Annotated in this window: 10 protein-coding genes and 1 tRNA gene; 6 read left to right on the forward strand and 5 right to left on the reverse strand. The window is 53.2% G+C overall.

Annotated features, from left to right (window positions below; genetic code table 11):
• Positions 1 to 91: 91 nt before the first annotated feature.
• From ABSH60_RS13735 to ABSH60_RS13745, 3 genes are read right to left on the reverse strand one after another with little or no spacing between them, the layout of a single operon-like run.
• Positions 92 to 1,066, reverse strand: a complete 975-nt coding sequence (locus tag ABSH60_RS13735; RefSeq protein ID WP_390974394.1) for an acyltransferase family protein — start codon at positions 1,064 to 1,066, stop codon at positions 92 to 94.
• Positions 1,063 to 4,128: an efflux RND transporter permease subunit gene (locus ABSH60_RS13740; RefSeq protein ID WP_390974396.1), complete on the reverse strand. Its 3,066-nt coding sequence runs from the start codon at positions 4,126 to 4,128 to the stop codon at positions 1,063 to 1,065. Before ABSH60_RS13740 ends, ABSH60_RS13735 begins: the two co-directional genes overlap by 4 nt.
• Positions 4,128 to 5,213, reverse strand: a complete 1,086-nt coding sequence (locus ABSH60_RS13745; protein ID WP_122096358.1) for an efflux RND transporter periplasmic adaptor subunit — start codon at positions 5,211 to 5,213, stop codon at positions 4,128 to 4,130. The genes ABSH60_RS13740 and ABSH60_RS13745 overlap by 1 nt, the downstream gene beginning before the upstream one ends.
• Positions 5,214 to 5,494: 281 nt before the next feature.
• Here ABSH60_RS13745 and ABSH60_RS13750 point away from each other — a divergent pair, with 281 nt between their 5' ends.
• Positions 5,495 to 8,206 (forward strand): cation-transporting P-type ATPase, encoded by a 2,712-nt coding sequence (locus tag ABSH60_RS13750; RefSeq protein WP_056773314.1) that lies wholly within the window; start codon positions 5,495 to 5,497, stop codon positions 8,204 to 8,206.
• A 379-nt stretch (positions 8,207 to 8,585) separates the two neighbouring features.
• On the opposite strand, the gene ABSH60_RS13755 is transcribed toward ABSH60_RS13750, so the two are convergent.
• Positions 8,586 to 8,661, reverse strand: a tRNA-Phe gene (locus ABSH60_RS13755).
• A gap of 687 nt (positions 8,662 to 9,348) precedes the next feature.
• On the opposite strand from ABSH60_RS13755, the gene speF reads away from it, so the two are divergent.
• From speF to ABSH60_RS13780, 5 genes are all read left to right on the forward strand, one after another.
• The gene (speF, locus tag ABSH60_RS13760; RefSeq protein ID WP_136377455.1) at positions 9,349 to 11,511 is read left to right on the forward strand and encodes an ornithine decarboxylase SpeF; all 2,163 of its coding nucleotides are present in this window, start codon (positions 9,349 to 9,351) and stop codon (positions 11,509 to 11,511) included.
• Positions 11,512 to 12,112: 601 nt separating this feature from the next.
• Positions 12,113 to 13,261, forward strand: coding sequence for a polysaccharide export protein (locus tag ABSH60_RS13765; RefSeq protein ID WP_136374744.1), 1,149 nt, complete (start codon positions 12,113 to 12,115; stop codon positions 13,259 to 13,261).
• Complete coding sequence (locus ABSH60_RS13770; RefSeq protein ID WP_238485289.1) at positions 13,249 to 13,704, forward strand: protein tyrosine phosphatase; 456 nt, start codon at positions 13,249 to 13,251, stop codon at positions 13,702 to 13,704. The genes ABSH60_RS13765 and ABSH60_RS13770 overlap by 13 nt, the downstream gene beginning before the upstream one ends.
• A gap of 19 nt (positions 13,705 to 13,723) precedes the next feature.
• Entirely contained in the window at positions 13,724 to 15,862 is a 2,139-nt protein-coding gene (locus ABSH60_RS13775; RefSeq protein WP_390974399.1) for a polysaccharide biosynthesis tyrosine autokinase, read from the forward strand.
• Between the two features lie 12 nt (positions 15,863 to 15,874).
• The gene (locus tag ABSH60_RS13780) at positions 15,875 to 16,927 is read left to right on the forward strand and encodes a hypothetical protein (protein ID WP_390974401.1); all 1,053 of its coding nucleotides are present in this window, start codon (positions 15,875 to 15,877) and stop codon (positions 16,925 to 16,927) included.
• On the opposite strand, the gene ABSH60_RS13785 is transcribed toward ABSH60_RS13780, so the two are convergent.
• Positions 16,913 to 18,130: an oligosaccharide flippase family protein gene (locus tag ABSH60_RS13785; RefSeq protein WP_390974403.1), complete on the reverse strand. Its 1,218-nt coding sequence runs from the start codon at positions 18,128 to 18,130 to the stop codon at positions 16,913 to 16,915. The two genes, ABSH60_RS13780 and ABSH60_RS13785, sit on opposite strands and share 15 nt — an antisense overlap.
• Positions 18,131 to 18,289: the final 159 nt, after the last annotated feature.

An 18,289-nucleotide genomic window follows, 5' to 3' on the forward strand; every position in this document is an offset into this window, starting at 1 on the left:
CTGCTCAGCGAATCGGGTCAAAAGCCGAAGAATGCACCTACATTCTTCGGCTTTTTTTATGCCCGTTCAGCCGGTTTCACGGCGGATATTGTCAGAAGGTAATCAGCTTTTTCGTCAGGCTATTTTTCAGCAGCAAGGTGGAAGACACTACCGAGAGCAGGAACGTCAGCAGGATGACGAAGAGTTTCGCGGTCAGTGAGTGAATCGGGATCCACTGGATCAGGATGTTGAAAAAGGTGTAGTGGAGGATATACACGCCGGTCATGGTTTTGCCGAGCGCGCCGACCATTTCGCCGACCGGCCTTTTCACCGCGTCTGCTTTCACGCCGTTGGCCGCAATGATGATCAGCACCACCAGCAGATACACCTGCGAGCCGGTCAGGATGAAGCTGTTGCGCTCGAGCCTGAACAGCGAGAAGAAAAAGTGCTTCTCATACAGCCAGGTGAAGATATACACGAAAGGAATGGCCATTGCGGCGAAGGTCGCCACGCGCGGGCGGCCATAAAGCCTGGAAACCGCCGGGTCGAAGAGCAGCTGGCCGGTCAGGTAATAAAGGATCCACGTCCAGATGCGGAACTGCGCGGGCACGGATAACGCCTGATGCGCCGGATAATAGAGCGCCAGCAGATCGTAAGCGAAAGAGAAAATCAGTAAGACGGCAATCACGCACGCCAGCACGCGCGTGCGCTGAGCCAGCCAGTCCACCAGCGTGTGGAAGGTGTAAATGATCACCAGCGAAAAGATAAACCATGGCTGGATCAGATACCCTTTCTGATACGGCTCCCACAGGTAATAGAGGGAGAACCAGAAAATAAACAGGGTTAATATCCCGCGGATCTTTCTCATCTGCCATTCAGAGGTGGTGTCCTCAGAGCAGGAACCGGCGTCCATGTAGCCGTTGACCACAAAAAATAACGGTGTGGCGATGGTGGAGATAAAGGTCAGAAAGGCCAATACGGTGTCGTAGTTATAGTTGTAATCGTCGTAAGTGTTGTACACGGTGAAAAAGGTGACGGCGGTCAGGCAGCCGAGGGTTTTAATAATGTTGAGTCCCGTGGTGTTCATTGTTGGCTGCGTTGTCCTTCACGATGAAAACAGTTGTAAATCACAGGCAGAACCAGAAGTGTCAGCACTGTAGCGAATCCCAGCCCGAACATGATAACAACTGCCATGCTTTGGAAAAATACATCAAGTAACAACGGCGCCAGCCCCAGCACGGTGGTAAAGGCGGTCAGCAGAATAGGGCGCAGGCGCGAGGTGGCTGCGTAAACAATGGCTTCGGCCTGACTCTTCACTTTTTTCTGCTGATTGATCTCCTCGACCAGCACGATCCCATTGCGGATCAACATGCCGCTCAGACTGAGCAAACCAATCAGCGCCATAAATCCAAACGGAATGCCGGTCAGCAGGAAACCAAAGGTGACGCCGATCAGCGCCAGCGGAACCGTAAGCCAGATAGCGATGGCGTTTTTCAGCGAGCTGAACATCAGTACGGTAATGATAAACATCATCAGGAAGCCGATCGGCAGCGTGGTGAATAACCCCTGTTGCGCCTCGGCGGAGTTCTCCGCATCACCTCCCCACTCAATGCTGTAGCCGTGCGGCAGTTTCAGGGCCTCGACGCTCGGTTTGATGCGCGCCAGCATGTCGCCGGAGGTTTCCCCGGTGGCCGCATCCGGGTCTGTCTGCACCGTCAGCATGCGCATACGGTCGCGGCGCATGATCAGCGGATCTTCCCACTCCACGCGGAACTCACTCACCACATTGCTCAGCGGAATAAACTGCTGACGCGTCTGGCTCCACACCATGATATTGGCCATGTGATCCACATCCAGCCGTTCATCCGCCGGCGGGCGTAACACCACGGGCATCAGCGTGGAGCCGTCGCGGTAAATCCCCGCCGTGCTGCCGCTGAAATTCAACTGCAACGCACTGTCGACTTCCGCTCTGTCAACGCCCAGCTCGCGGCCAAGGTACGGTGAGAACGTCGGGCGAACCATTTTGCTGCGATCCTGCCAGTCGTTACGCACGCCGTCGGCTGCGCCGTCATCCAGGATTATCTGATCCACCTGGCTGGCGATATTGCGCAAGGTGTCGGGATCAGAACCTTTGATCCGCACTTCTATCGCGCTGTCGCCGGAAGGGCCAAACATGATGCGTTTCAGACGGGCATTCACTTCAGGGAAATTCTGGTGGATCTCCTGCTCGGTGCGCTGGACAAGCCCGGCGATTTTGCGCTGATCGTCCATCCGCACCATGATTTGCGCGTAATTAGAGTACTGGCGCTGGCCGTTGTAGGTCAGAATAAACCGCATTCCTCCCTGGCCGACGGTGGTCACGGTGTTTTCTACGCCTTCCTGCCCGTTGATGTTTTTTTCGATTTCACCGGCGATTTTGGCGGTGTAGTTGATATCGGTGCCGTAAGGCAGCCAGAGGTCGACGAAGAAAATCGGCGTGTTCGAGGAAGGGAAGAAGTTCTGCCTGACGAAGCTAAAGCCCCAGACGGAAGCCACCAGCAGCGCCGCCAGCACCACCAGCGTCACGGTCTGGCGGATCAGCAACGCATTGAGCAGGCGGCGGTAAACGCGAAATATCCAGCCGCCGTAAGGGTCTGCCTGTTCATCGGGTTTTTTCTGCGCCACCGGCATATTGGCAAACGCCCATTTCACCAGCACCGGCGTGAGGGTCAGGGCGGTCACCCAGCTGAGCATCAGCGAAATGAGCAGCACCTGGAACAGCGATTTACAGTATTCGCCGGTGGAATCCTGCGAGAGCCCGATGGGCGCGAAGGCCAGAATGGCGATCACTGTCGCCCCGAGCAACGGCAGGGCGGAGCGCTTAATGATGTGTGAGATGGCGTTGAGCAGCGGATTGCCCTGCTGACGGGAAATCAGCACGCCTTCCACCACCACAATCGCATTATCCACCAGCATACTCAGCGCAATGATCAGCGCCCCGAGGGAAATACGCTGAAGTTCGATACCAAACAAATACATGATAAGTAAGGTGCCGAGCACATTGAGCGCCAGTGACACCGCAATAATTATCCCGCTGCGCAGCCCCATAAAAATCAGCAGCGTACCGACCACAATCGCCAGCGCCATCAGGAAGTTAATGATAAATCCGTCAACGGATTTTTTGACTTCGGCAGCCTGATCGTAGAAGACTTTCAGCTGGATCCCGGCGGGTTTTTCGGCCTGCAAAGCCTTCATTTTGGCTTCGATGGCGTGACCGATGTTCATGACATTGACGCCGGGAATGTAAGAGACGCCGAGGGTCAGCGCGTTACGGCCATTAGCATGATAAATATTGCCCGGATGATCGCTGACACCCTGAGAAATGACGGCGATATCGCGCAGATAAATGCTGTGCGTCGACCCCGCCGGGCTGATGAGGACATTATTCAGCTCATCAATGTTTTGAAATCCGCCGGTGGGATGCAGGCGTATCGACTCACTGCCGACGGTCATACTGCCGGCATCCGACACCCTGTTCTGCTGGTTAAGCACGGTCGAAAGGCGCGCCAGCGTGACGCCGTACGCCGCCATTTTTGCGCGGGAAATCTCAATCGTGACCTGTTCAGGAAGGATGCCACCGATGGCGACCTTGCCGACGCCCGGCACCAGCACCAGTTCCCTGCGCAGCTGTTCGGCATATTTGCGCAGCTCAGGATTGGTAAAACTGTCGCCGTAAATCGAGAAAAAATAGCCGTACACGTCGCCAAAATCATCATTCACAAAGGGCGCACTGACGCCCGGCGGAAATTGCAGCGTGGCGTCATTCACCCGGCGGCGCAGTTCATCCCAAATCTGCGGAAGTTCGGAGGAGTGATAGCGGGAGTCAATGTTGACGGTGATTTGCGATAAACCGACGGCGGAAATTGACGTGATGTTATCGACGTAAGGCAGGCGTTGCAGGGCGTTCTCCAGCGGCAAGGTCACTTCTTCTTCCACCTGCTGCGAGGAGGCGCCGGGATACTGCACCGAAACGACGGCGGTTTTGATGGTAAACGCCGGATCTTCCAGCCGCCCGATGTTGAATAATGCCATCAACCCGCCCACGCCGAGCAGCAGGATCACCAGCCATACGCGCGTCGGATTATTGATAAAGCTGTCGTTGATGCCCATTACAGACCCCGTTCCCGCGTCCAGATGCGTACCGGTTGCTGCGCGTGTAATTCACCCACGCCGGCGGCTACCACCCTGTCTCCTTTCTCAAGCCCGGCGGTGATTTCAATCCCCCGCGACGTCATCTCACCCACCGTCACTTTTCGGTCTTCGACGTGCAGTTTGTCGCCTTCTCCGGCAATCAGCCAGACGTGTGCCTGATTGCGCTGCTGGCTGTCCGGGTTAAAGACCGCCTCCACCGGAACAACCAGCGTGTTGTCAGGCGTTGCGGTGGCGAGGTTTGCCGGATTGACGGTCACCGTGCCGCTCAGCCCGGCCACCGCCGGGAAGTTTTCCGGGCGCGGCATGGTCAGCGTGACCTGCCACGTTAAAGTATTGGCCTCGCTGCTGGCGGTGTGTTCTTTGTAACTGGCGGTGAAATCGCGGCCGGGAAGGGTGTTGATGCGCACTAACGGGCGATACTGCGCGTTACGGATATCCAGACTGGTGAACAGGTTTTCCGGCACGCTGAAAATGACATCCAGCACATCGGCGCGGCTGAGCGTGGCGACCGGTTGCCCGGCCGCAATCACCTGATGATTACGTACGTTCAGCCGGGCGATAACGCCGCTGAACGGGGCGACCAGATTCAAATCGTTCAGTTCTTCCTGGGCAATTTTCAACGCGGCGAGGGCAGAATCCCGGCTGGCTTTGTGAACTTCCAGTTCGGCCTGTGACACCACGTGCCGGCGGGCCAGCGTCTGGTAACGTTCGAACTGGCGCTGGGCCAGCGTGGACGCACTCCGGCGATCGTTGAGCCGCTGGCGGGCATCATTATTGGAGAGACGGGCGAGAATTTGCCCCTGTTTTACCGCCTGGCCTTCGCGTACGTCTAAGGCATCGAGCTGGCCGGGGCGTTTGAAGGCGATGTCGGTGTTATCACCGGCCAGGATCCGTGCCGGAAAGACCCGCGTACTGGCCAGGCTTACGGCGTCTGCCGTTGCCACTTTGACCTGGCGCGGTAAGACCGGCGCATCCGGGGTTTTCTGATCGCAGGCGCTTATCAGTAAAGCGATGACCAGCGTGAGAGAAAAACGAGTTTTCAAAATACTTCCCCTCATTGAACAACGCGCGAAATAATAAATACAAACAATATATGCAGGGATTTACATGTAATCTTACTGACTTATTTCATCATGTCTGCATTCCCTTATGACGGGTGTGAGCTGTTGTTTTTATTTGTTTATTCGTTTTTCCGGGCAGGTAATTAACACTATTTAACACGGTATATTATAGTTTATACAGCTTTACGTATCTTGCCAGAAACCTGCACGATAATTCGTTTGTTATTCTCTTATTCGTGAACCATTTCAGGGGTCAAAGGATTATGGATAATACAACGCCACAGGCTGCACAACCGTCGTCATCGGATAAACTTTGGTATCAGCTGAGCGTAGAAGAAAGCCTCGCCGGCCTGCAATCCGGGCTCTCAGGGCTGACTGCCGAGGAAGCACAAAATAAACTCAGGCAATATGGCCCGAATGTGTTGCCTCAAAAAGAAGGTAAGTCTTTATTTATAAAGTTTATCTCTCACTTCAAAGATATCCTTATTTATATATTACTGGCCGCCGCCGTGGTGACCGGGATCATGGGACACTGGGTAGACACGCTGGTGATATTAGGCGTGGCAGTCATTAATGCCCTGATCGGTTTTATTCAGGAAAATAATGCTGAGAAATCATTGAAGAGCATTCAGAATATGCTTTCCAGTGAAGCGCTGGTATTACGCAGCGGACAACAAGTTACCGTGGGGACCGATGAAATTGTGCCGGGAGATATTGTTCTGCTGCGTCCCGGTGACAAAATCCCTGCCGATTTGCGCCTGATCGACGTCCATAACCTGCGTGTTGAAGAAGCCATTCTCACCGGTGAATCGACCGTGGTCTCGAAAAAAACCGATTCGCTGGAGGGGGAGAAATCCATCGGCGATCGCAAGAACCTCGCCTTCTCGGGCACCACGGTCAGCTCCGGTACCGCCAGCGGGGTGGTTTTTGCCACCGGCGGCCACACCGAACTCGGCCATATCAATGAGATGCTTTCCTCGATAGAAGACAACAAAACGCCGCTGCTGGTGCAGATCGACAAACTGGGGAAATCCATTTTCGTCATCATTTTGTTCATGATGGCGGCGTTGCTGATTTTCGGTTATTTGCTGCGCGATATTCCGTTCGGTGAACTGCTGCTTTCTGTCATCAGCCTGGCGGTGGCCGCGGTGCCGGAAGGGTTACCGGCCATCATCTCGATCATTCTTTCTCTGGGTGTGCAGGCGATGGCGCGTTCCAAAGCCATCATCCGGAAACTGCCGACGGTGGAAACGCTGGGCGCGATGTCTGTGATTTGTTCAGATAAAACCGGCACGCTGACCATGAACGAGATGACCGTCAAAGCGGTGATTCTGGCGGACAACGTCTGGACGGTGGAAGGCAGCAGTTATGAGCCGATGGGGAGTTTCACCCTTGCCGGGCAGGCCACTCCGCAGCCTGCGGACTCTTCGCCGCTGCTGACCCAGTTTCTGCGCACGGTGGATATGTGTAATGACAGCACGCTGTCGCAGGATGCGCAGGGGCACTGGAAAATTACCGGCGGCCCGACCGAAGGCGCGCTGAAAGTGCTGGCCGCCAAGGCACATCTGCCGGAGGTGGCGCATCAGATCAGCAGTAAAATCCCGTTTGATTCACTCTATAAATACATGGCGATTGCCTGCGAGCGAAACGGCCAGTCACAAGTGATGCTGACAGGCGCGCCGGATGTGCTGCTCAAACTCTGCCAGTTCCAGCAAACACCGGAAGGCGCACAACCGCTGGATCGCGCTTACTGGGAATCGGCGATCACGCAATATGCCAGCGAAGGGCTGCGTATGGTGGCGGCGGCCTGGAAGCCGGTCGATCAACCGGTCACCGCGCTCGATCACCCGGAGCTGAATCAGGGCATGGTGCTGATCGGCATTGCGGGCATGATGGATCCGCCACGGCCTGAGGCGATTGTCGCGATTGCTGAATGTCAGCAGGCCGGGATCCGCGTCAAGATGATCACCGGTGATCATCAGGAAACCGCCATGGCTATCGGCAAAATGCTGGGGATTGGCAACAGCGGCAACTCCATCACCGGCTATGAGCTGGAGCATATGGATGACACGCAGCTCAGAACGGCCGCCGTGCAGTTTGATATCTTTGCGCGCACCAGCCCTGAACATAAACTCCGGCTGGTGAAAGCCTTGCAGGAAACCGGTGAAATCGTCGGGATGACCGGCGACGGTGTAAACGACGCCCCCGCGCTGAAGCAGGCTAACGTCGGTATTGCGATGGGGATAAAAGGGACGGAGGTCACCAAAGAATCTGCCGATATGATCCTGGTAGACGACAACTTTGCCACCATCGCCAACGCGGTCAGGGAAGGTCGTCGGGTTTACGACAACCTGAAGAAAACCATTCTGTTCATCATGCCGACCAACCTTGCGCAAGGGTTGCTGATCATCATCGCGATCCTGATGGGCAATCTTTTGCCGCTGACGCCGGTACAAATCCTGTGGATGAACATGGCAACGTCCGCCACGCTCTCCTTCGGGCTGGCGTTTGAGAAAGCGGAAAGCCGCGTTATGCGTCGCCCGCCGCGTAACGTCAGCGCGCATGTGATGGATAAATACGCCATCTGGCGCGTGGCCTTCGTCGGTTTACTGATTTCCATCAGCGCATTTATCCTTGAGGCGTGGCTGCAACCCCGTGGCTATGAACCGGAATTCATCCGCACCGTGTTGTTGCAAACGCTGGTGACCGCGCAATGGGTTTACATGATCAACTGCCGCGATTCGGATAATTTCTCCCTCAGCCGTGGTCTGCTGCAAAACAAAGGGATCTGGATTGTCACTGTCGTGCTGTTCGCCCTGCAGGCGATCATCATCTACGTCCCGCTGATGAACACACTGTTCGGCACACGTCCGCTGCCGTTCATCTACTGGATCATCGGATTGCTGATCGGCGTCGCGCTGTTTGTGATTGTCGAGATAGAAAAGGTCCTGACACGGGGATGGCGGAAGGCGTGAGTTGTTGATTCCATCAGAAAGCAAGAAACCCGCCACAGGCGGGTTTCTTTAAACAGGGTGCCCGGACTCGGACAAAGGCGCGCAGCGTCTTTGAGCAGCGCTTGCGCTGACCCCGCAGGGGTGAGTCTCAGTATGAGACGAATAATCGAACGCAGTTCGATGGAGAGTCCGCAGCTCAGAAAGCAAAAAACCCGCCATAGGCGGGTTTCTTTAAACAGGGTGCCCGGACTCGGACAAAGGCGCGCAGCGTCTTTGAGCAGCGCTTGCGCTGACCCCGCAGGGGTGAGTCTCAGCATGAGACGAATAATCGAACGCAGTTCGATGGAGAGTCCGTATCTCAGAAAGCAAAAAACCCGCCAATGGCGGGTTTCTTTAAATATGGTGCCCGGACTCGGAATCGAACCAAGGACACAGGGATTTTCAATCCCTTGCTCTACCGACTGAGCTATCCGGGCAACGGGGCGCATTAAACCGTATTGGGCATGTGTCGTCAACGGGTTTTTGTGACAACCGCCGGGTTCGTCACCCGACTGATGTTTTTTACGACGATTTGCCGGTTTTCCCTTCATCTCTTTCAGGCACGCGTGAATGCCTTGCAAAAACACCACAATTGACCGCGGCGGGATGTCGCATTCTGAAAGAATTTCGCCCAATGTTCAGGGTTGAACAGGGATAAGAAAGATGACATTATTGCGCCGATTTATTAAACAACTCTGATCCCGTTTTCACGCGACAGCTCAAGAGGGTTGCGGCATGGCTGGTTTATCACATCGCGCGGCAGTGGCTTTATGTTCGTGCAGAAAAAATCTGATGATGATCTCCGGGTGCTGTCAACACCACGATGTCAGTTTTCCTCCTTTTGCAGATCCTTTCATGCGGTAAGCCTACCCTTTGCTCGCTGTCAGGCATGATTAAAAACAGAGAATGACACCCGCCACTCCTCTGATTTTACTGTTGTCTGTCAGACGCGGCTGAGCATGAAACGCGAACTGTCTCCCATTGCCCTCACGGCAACGTTCCGTCTCACTCAGGCCAGCGTCAATTGCCGGGCTGGACTCTGCGCATTTTCTCTTATGACGTAAGCACCAGCTCATTGCCGTGCCCTGTGGCACACCCTCTTACTTAACTGTTTGAGAGTCTGAATGAAACTTTTAAAACTTGCAGCAAGCACCTCCGTTTCCCCTTACCTCCAGACCGCCCGTCTGGTGGCTGACCTGCGTCGCGCCGATTTTGCCGACGTCGCGGCGATCATTATTTCTGTCGGGGATCTGAACCACGGCAGGCTGGCGGAGATCGAAAGCCTGGGGTTTGGCATCCCCGCGTTTGTTGCCGTGCAGGGAACTGAGCAGGTTTCACCTGAGTTTTTACCGGCGCTGAAAGGCGTGATTACGCTATCTGATGCGAATCAGGCGTTTTATGCCGCGCAGATTGAATCTGCGGCGCAGGCTTATGAAGAAGCGCTGTTCCCGCCGTTTTTCGATACGCTGAAAAAGTATGTCGAAATGGAGAACGCCACCTTTGCCTGTCCGGGGCATCAGGGCGGGGAATTTTTCCGTCGCCATCCGGCGGGGCGTCAGTTCTACGATTTTTATGGCCCGAACATTTTCCGCTCTGATATGTGTAATGCGGACGTCAAACTGGGCGATTTGCTGATCCATGAAGGATCAGCGAAAGATGCGCAAAAATATGCCGCCAAAGTGTTTAACGCGGACAAAACCTATTTCGTGCTCAACGGCACCTCGGCGGCCAACAAAGTGGTCACCAATGCCTTGCTGACCCGTGGCGATCTGGTGCTTTTCGATCGCAATAACCATAAATCCAACCATCATGGCGCGCTGTTACAGGCAGGCGCGACGCCGGTGTATCTGGAAACGGCGCGTAACCCGTTCGGCTTTATCGGCGGAATCGATGCCGCCTGTTTCGATGAAACCTATCTGCGTCAGCAAATCACGCGGGTGGCGCCAGAACGTGCCGGCGAAAAACGTCCGTTCCGTCTGGCCATCATTCAGCTCGGCACCTACGACGGCACGGTCTACAACGCGCGTCAGGTGGTCGATAAAATCGGCCATCTGTGTGATTACATCCTGTTTGACTCGGCATGGGTCGGTTACGAGCAGTTCATTCCGATGATGAAAGAGTGCTCGCCGCTGCTGCTGGAACTGAACGAAAACGATCCGGGCATCATCGTCACCCAGTCGGTGCATAAGCAGCAGGCCGGGTTCTCGCAGACGTCGCAAATCCACAAAAAAGACAATCACATCAAAGGCCAGAAACGCCATTGCAGCCATAAAAAGCTTAATAACGCCTTTATGATGCACGCTTCCACCAGCCCGTTTTATCCGCTGTTTGCCGCGCTGGACGTCAATGCGCGCATTCACGCCGGTGGCAGTGGTAAACACATGTGGATGGAGTGTGTGAAGCTCGGCATCGAAACCCGCAAGATGTTGCTCGAACAGTGCACGATGATTTTGCCGTTCGTGCCGCCGGTAGTCGACGGCGTGGCATGGCAGAACCATGACACGCAGCAAATGGCCAATGATGTGCGTTTCTTTGACTTTGTGCCGGGCGAGCGCTGGCATGCGTTTGAAGGTTATGCAGAGAAGCAGTATTTCGTCGATCCGTGCAAGCTGCTGCTGACCACGCCGGGTATTGATGCGACCACCGGTAAATACACCGGGTTCGGGATCCCGGCGACCATTCTGGCGAACTATCTGCGCGAAAACGGCATCGTGCCCGAGAAGTGCGATCTCAATTCCATTCTGTTCCTGCTGACCCCGGCGGAAACCCCGGCCAAAATGCAGCTGCTGGTTGAGGAGATCGCCCGCTTTGAGCAGTACATCGAAGAAGATGCGCCCCTGAGCGAAGTGTTGCCGACGGTTTACCGTAAAAACGAAGACCGCTACCGCAATTACACCATCCGCCAGCTGTGTCAGGAAATGCATAATCTGTACGTCAGTTTTGATGTGAAAGAGCTGCAAAAAGAGATGTTCCGCGAGAAGAGTTTCCCGCCCGTGGTGATGAATGCGCAGGACGCGCACAACGAGTTTATCCGCGACAATATCGAGCTGGTGCCGATTGGCGAAGCCGAAGGCCGCATCGCCGCAGAGGGTGCCTTACCTTATCCACCGGGTGTGCTGTGTGTGGTGCCCGGCGAACTGTGGGGCGGCGCGGTGCAACGTTACTTTATGGCGCTGGAAGAGGGCATCAACCTGCTGCCTGGTTTCTCACCGGAATTACAGGGTGTGTATATTGAGAAAAAACCGGTCGGCTGGAAGCGTGTGATGGGGTATGTGATTGCGGAGTAATTAACCAGGTGCCCGGATAATAAAGTCTGTTTTTATTCGGGCATGACTTTTAAGACTTTTAGATCATTATCTAAATAGAATTCTTATTTATATATTCTGGTACAATGTTGAATAAATTTGTGAACATCCTCACGTATCCTGCTTATTAACTCCTCTTTTTATAAGATTAAATGACATTAACTCATCATAAAACATCCAATGTTACTCCTTTCGATAACGATTTATTTTCATTTGTCATGATAAGTTTTAAATATTAAGGCGTGCTTCATCCGCGATGAAATTTCGAGGAGTTGCTTTCGTGAGATTTTTAATATAGCTTAATTGAAATGTAAGTGATTGAACTTAAGGTTTGTTTTTGTCTTTTGACAGAAGCTCATAATGTCATTTCTGCCATTGCAGTATCTAAAATGTTTATCAACAATCATTCCTTTGTATAGGTTTTCGGTTGCTCAGGCTTATTGTCTTTGCCTGTCCCAAAGGCGTAAAAAGAATTTATGCGTGTCGTTTTGTTCGCCATTATTAATGCCATGGTTTTTATTTATGACTCTGTAAGAATTAAATCAAAAGTAAAAGTGTCCTTTTCGATAAATAAGTCAGGTTGATGGAAATAATAAAATATAAAATTTCTTCTGCGCTGCTGTCGGCTGCGCTATTACTTTCTGGCTGCCAGTGGGCTCCCGGAAGTCATTTAACGACGTCAGGAAAACATATTATCAACGACCCGGAATATGGCGCGGAAATTAATGCATTGGTGGATGTCTATCCCATTACGCCGCAGTTGATTGACCGTCAGCGCGCAATACCCGTTGTCGCGAAAGCGAATCCGCAACTCGATCACGCTGTACAACATTATCAGTACCTGATCGGTGTCGGTGATGTTCTGAATATTACGCTCTGGGAGCACCCTGAATTGACTCAGCCAGACGGGCAACTGCGTAACAGTGGCGGCAGCGGAAACGCAGTCCACGCTGACGGCACAATATTCTATCCCTACGTGGGCAACGTGGTGGTGAAAGGTAAAACGGCCGCTGAAGTGCGAACGTTGATGAGCCGGCGGCTGGCCACGTTCATTACCTCCCCGCAGGTGGATGTCAGCGTGGCGGAGTACCGTTCGCAAAAAGTCTTTGTGACCGGTGCCGTGGCGCAGAGTGGCAATGTTTCGATTACCAATGTGCCGTTGACCGTGATGGATGCCATCAATCAGGCGGGCGGGATCAGCGAAAATGCGGACTGGAACCATGTGGTATTAACCCGCAACGGAAAAGAGTTGCCGCTTTCGCTGGCCGGGTTGCTGCAAGACGGCGATCTCACCCAAAACACTCTGCTGACCTCGGGCGATATTCTCTACATCCCGCGCAATGACGACTTAAAAGTGTTTGTGATGGGCGAAGTGAAAAAGCAGGCGACCCTGAAGATGGATCGCAGTGGCATGTCGCTGACGGAAGCGCTGGGCAATGCCGAAGGCCTGGATCAGATAAGCAGTGATGCCAGCGGGATATTTGTTATCCGTTCGCTGCGGGGTAAGAAGCCCGAAAACGCCAAAATAGCGAGTATTTATCAGCTGAACGCAAAAGATGCCACGGCGCTGATTTTAGGCACCGAATTCCGTTTGCAGCCCTATGACATCGTCTATGTCACCACCGCGCCGGTGACCCGCTGGAATCGCGTGATCAGTCAGCTGGTGCCCACTATCGCAGGTGTCCACAACATGACGGAATCGGCGCGCTGGACCCAAAATTGGGCAGACTGAGTTGTCAGCGCATCCTGGTGGTTTGCGTGGGCAATATTTGTCGTTCGCCGCTGGGGGAGCGCTTGTTGCGCCAGTATTTACCCGGGCACGACATCCGGTCTGCCGGGCTGATGGCGCTCAGAGGGCATGACATTGACCGGGATGCCGCCCTTGTCGCTGCGCGTTACGGGATTGATACCGGGGGGCACTGCGCCCGGCAGCTGGATGCGGCGTTATGCCGTCGTCAGGACTTAATTCTGGTGATGGAAAAACATCAGATCGCCATGCTGGCACGCATTGTCCCGGAGGCTGAAGGGAAAACCATGCTTTTTAGCTACTGGGATTCACAACAAGATATTACCGATCCTTTCAACCGCAGCCTTGCGGTGCATGAACACATCGCTCAGCAACTCATCACTTCTGCGCAAGGTTGGGGCCGGGCATTAGACATAAATGACAAATAGAAAAGAAACAGGATCCAGAATGCAGAAGTTGCAGGGAGTCGTAAAGCCGATCAGGGGGGAAGATTATCTGGTCGATGTCCGTTATCTGTGGGGCGTGTTGCTCGACAGTAAAGTGCTGATTGTCGTTTTGACCGCAGCGGGTATCGTGCTGGCATTGATGTGGGGCATCATCTCGCCCCCGGTTTTTCAGGCAGAGGCATTGATCCAGCTTGAAAAAGAAGGCACGGAGAATATTTTCAGTAAGTTGTATGGCCTTCAGCCTGATGACACTTCGTCGGCCAGTACGGAAATAGTGCTGATAAAATCACGTTCAGTCCTGGGTAAATCGGTGGAGGATATGGGGCTCGACATCGAGATCGAGCAAGAGAAATTCCTTAATCTCGCCAAAGCCGGTGCCCGGTTACTGGGGCAAAGAAACGTTCAGGTCACGGTTCCTGTGTTTAACGTACCCGAGGAAAGGTTGGATCAGCCTTTCACCCTGACGATTCTGGATGAGGGCCGGTTCAGTCTGGCAGGTGACAATGTCGCGATGCATGGCCGGTTCGGGGAAGCCCTGAATGCAGAGGGTATGACGATTGTCGTCAGCCAGGGTGATGCCTCGCCGGGTACCCGTTTCACGCTGACCAAAATCAATCCGTTTAAGGCAATAAAGAACCTCGAGAAAAACCTGAATGTGGTCGAATCGTCGAAGGATACCGGCATGCTGCGGCTCTCGCTGCTGGGCGAAGATCCCAAAACTATCCGGCGCATATTAAGTTCGATCAGTGATAACTATGTGCATAAAAGTATTGATAAAAAATCTGAATCAGCGCGTAAAAGCCTGACGTTTGTTCAGCATCAACTGCCGCTCATCAAGGCTCAGCTGGAAAAAGCAGAATCCCGGCTGAATCTTTTTCGCAAAGAGAGGGGGTCGATAGATTTACCGATGGAAGCCCGCACGATTCTGGATTCCGGTGTGGAAATCGATTCTCAGCTCAGTGCGCTGAAAGTGGAGCAGTCGGACCTCTCAAAACGCTATACCCCGGCACACCCGGCCTTCCGGGCACTGCTTGAGAAGAAGCAGGCACTGGAAAAAGCCAAAGCCGCGCTGGGCAATAAAATCAGCGCCATGCCGGAAACGCAGCAAAATGTGTTTCGCCTGACCCGCGATGTCCAGTCGGCGCAGGACATTTACATGTTGCTGCTCAATAAACAGCAGGAGCTGAATATTGACACGGTCAGCACGGTAGGGAATGTCCATATTGTTGATGCCGCAGAGGTTTTACCTCAGCCGATCTACCCTAAAAACCGCCAGCTGGTGCTGACGGGAGCGGTGCTCGGCCTGGTGCTTTCCATCGTGCTGGTCTTTATTCGTAATGTTTTCAGGCGCGGGATCAGCGGCTCGGACCAACTCCGGCAAATGGGGTTCAGCGTTTTCAGCAGCATCCCTTATTCGAAAAAGCAGCAGAGTGAACGCAGTGGCGTCAGTGAGCCCTTACTGGCCATTTCCGCGCCGGACGACAGCGCCATTGAAGCCATCCGCAGCCTGCGCACCAGCCTGTATTTCCAGCTTAAACAGGCTGAAAATAAAATCCTGATGCTGGCCGGTGCCACCAGCCATATTGGTAAAAGTTTTATCAGCAGTAATCTGGCCGTTGTGTTTGCGCAGTCTGATTTGCGGGTTTTGCTGGTGGATGCCGATATGCGACGCGGCTATCTGCACAACATCTTCAATGTGGGTTATGCGCCCGGATTGTCTGAGTTGTTGTCGTCGGGTTTGGCCTTCGGGCAGGCCATTCATCACACCCGGGTGAGCAATCTGGATGTGATGACGCGGGGAACGGCGCCATCCAATCCTTCTGAATTGCTGCTGACGCCGCGTTTTCCGGCTTTTTGCCAGTGGGCAAGCGAGCATTACGATGTGGTGATCTTCGATACGCCACCGGTGATGGCAGTGGGCGATGCCATGATCATTGCTAATTACTCCGGCGTGAACCTGATGGTGGCGCGTTTTGAAGTCACCACGCCAGATGAACTGGATATTTCCCTGACACAATTCGCCCAGGAAGGGTATGAGGTCAATGGCGTGGTGCTTAACGCCACGCACCGTCGTGCCGCGCAATTCTTCCGACACGGGCATTATGAGAATTACCAGTACGCCATGAATAAGAAAAGCTGAGCCGGGAAAGATATGTACACATCCAGACAGCAACTCAGCGGAATTTGCCTGATAAAAATTGCCTACGCGTTCTTCGCCGTACTGGTTTTTGCGCGTTTCACTTCGCTTGGCGATACCGGTGATTACCTGAATGGCGAATATCTGGAGCGGAATAATCTGGCCAGTACCGCTTACCTGATGTCACTTATCGGCGCTGCATTGGGGAATATCGGCAGTTATGTTTTTTCTCTGATTTTATCGGTGTGGGGAATGGTGTACCTGCTCGAGAAAGCGGAGTTTTCATCGGCAAATATCCGGCTGGTTTTTGTGCTGATGATGCTGCCTTCATTTGGCGTCTGGACGTCAATTCTGTCAAAAGAAGTGTTTGTGCTGTTTTCGTTCTGCCTGTGTACCGGCGGGCTGATTGATCTTCTCAGTCAGCGAAGGGTGTTTTTCTCGCTGTTTCAGTTGCTGGGTCTGGCGTTGCTGACCTTTATGAAACCGCATTATTCGGTGTGTATTTATCTTTCAGCGCTGGCTATCACCATTTTTCGGATGGGGTTCAGAAGGGAGATTCTTCTGGCGCTGTTAACCATAGCATTGCTGTGCACCGTGGCGGTGGCGATTCACTACGTGGATCTGATCTATGAGTACACCCAGATCATTCCGTTACATTTTTCAGCCAACAGCAGCAGCACCCGCACCAATGATTTTTGGCTGAACGAGTATGACTTTTTTACCTATTTACCCGCGGGATTGCCGGTGTCGTTTATCGGGCCGACGTTGTTTGAAGCTCTGGCCGCGCCGAAGATGCTGCCGTTCTTTCTTGAAGGTGTTTTTTTGGCGGGTTTTGTGGTGTTCCAGTGCGCGAGAGCGGCATTTCATCGCGGTTATATCAATGTGCTGAGTCTGACGCTGGTTTTCACCTTTACCTTTGCCCTGCTGATAGCACATTACCCGTTCGGTTTATTTAATCCGGGATCGGCGGTGCGATATCGCTCAGGTTTTATCTTCCCTATGTGCTTGTTTATTTTATATATAGCGGAAGAAAATCGCCGGTTATTGCACACTTCACCGGCGGGATAGACGCCGGTGAGTCAGCGCGTAACACATGACGAAAAGCATTCTGGCAAAAACAAACATGGCGATCGCGCCGGTGACAGAAAAGAGATAAATCAGCACATAGCCGGTCACGGCAGAAACCAGTGAGACGAACAGAGAGATGTTGCGGAACTCGCGGTCAAGGTGACGGGGAAGAAAATAGCCGTAGGAATACGCGGTCAGCATGCCGTTGAATAAAATTCCCGCGCTGAGAAGTTTGAGATAACCCGTGACGTCCGGGTAACCGGAGCCGAGAAAAAGCGTGACGCAACGATCGCCGAACATAAAGATCACCAGTACCGGCAGCGCTGAAAGCAACACGTTGAGCTGCAGCAGGCGGCCAAAACTGCCTTTGCCTTTCGCAATGATCGGGTAAGCGGCTTTAGAGAGCATAAGTTGCACCGAACCGGCAATGGCCACCAGACGCATCGCGATACTGAAACCGGCAAAAACGGCGGGGCTGACCAGCGATCCGATGATCAGTAGCGGAATATTGCTGTAGAGGTTTGGCGCAAAGTCACCGATAAAGCTGTCCCGGCCTGCACAGAGGCGTGACCACAATCCGGTGAATTCTACATTTTCTCTGAGGCCGTTTTGGGTATGACGACATCTGACGGCGTAAAGCCCGGTAAGCAAATAGGCCAGGGCATTGATGAAGACGGCCAGCAGCATGTCCGCCGGGGAGCGGACCCACAGTAAAAGCGCGACAATGTGTACCAGGCGGGAGAGAAGGGTCGCCACTGCCAGCGCGCTGAGCTGGGAAATACCCTGATGAAACCAGCTGGCCGTCAGGTAATGGCCGGAAACGACAATCAGATAATAGGCGGCAATGACCGGCAGTGAAATGCCCGGAATAACGCAGGCGGTATATACCGTAAAAATCAGGCAAGAAAATAAGCCAGCGACAAACCGTACAGCCTGATATTGCGCGTAGAGACGCGGCAACTGCCGGGGATCCTTGTTTTTCGCCACGTCACGCACGCCGGTTATTTGGGTGCTGTAGTCAGTCATAATGGTGGCGAAGAGAGAAGCGGATATAAAAATAAAATAGTAACCGTAGTGCTCCGGCCCCAGTACACGGGAAAGAAAGGGAATGGTGACTAATGTCACCAGTAAATTAAGTACATTTATTGAGGTGAGGTTGAGCAGATTTTTTGCCACCTCGTTAAGCCGAAGAATTTTTTTCATCCTGAATACCTTAAAGCTCACGTTCCATTTTGACGGGGATTTTATCTGGTTGTTACACCGGTGGACAGTTAAATGATTTTGAATAAGGACATCTATGCTATTAAAAATAAGTATTGGTGAGATATTGCAGGGCAGTGTGCTTAAAACTCTGGGACTGCG

It is taken from the genome of Rahnella sp. R3(2024), from assembly GCF_042920125.1.
Classification (GTDB): domain Bacteria; phylum Pseudomonadota; class Gammaproteobacteria; order Enterobacterales; family Enterobacteriaceae; genus Rahnella; species Rahnella rivi.

Excerpts from the sequence above, each read along its gene's own strand:
- ABSH60_RS13765 (WP_136374744.1), top strand. The coding sequence starts at position 12,113 with ATGGAAATAATAAAATATAAAATTTCTTCTGCGCTGCTGTCGGCTGCG.
- ABSH60_RS13775 (WP_390974399.1), top strand. The coding sequence starts at position 13,724 with ATGCAGAAGTTGCAGGGAGTCGTAAAGCCGATCAGGGGGGAAGATTAT.
- ABSH60_RS13780 (WP_390974401.1), top strand. The coding sequence starts at position 15,875 with ATGTACACATCCAGACAGCAACTCAGCGGAATTTGCCTGATAAAAATT.
- ABSH60_RS13785 (WP_390974403.1), bottom strand. The coding sequence starts at position 18,130 with ATGAAAAAAATTCTTCGGCTTAACGAGGTGGCAAAAAATCTGCTCAAC.
- ABSH60_RS13740 (WP_390974396.1), bottom strand. The coding sequence starts at position 4,128 with ATGGGCATCAACGACAGCTTTATCAATAATCCGACGCGCGTATGGCTG.
- speF (WP_136377455.1), top strand. The coding sequence starts at position 9,349 with ATGAAACTTTTAAAACTTGCAGCAAGCACCTCCGTTTCCCCTTACCTC.
- ABSH60_RS13735 (WP_390974394.1), bottom strand. The coding sequence starts at position 1,066 with ATGAACACCACGGGACTCAACATTATTAAAACCCTCGGCTGCCTGACC.
- ABSH60_RS13750 (WP_056773314.1), top strand. The coding sequence starts at position 5,495 with ATGGATAATACAACGCCACAGGCTGCACAACCGTCGTCATCGGATAAA.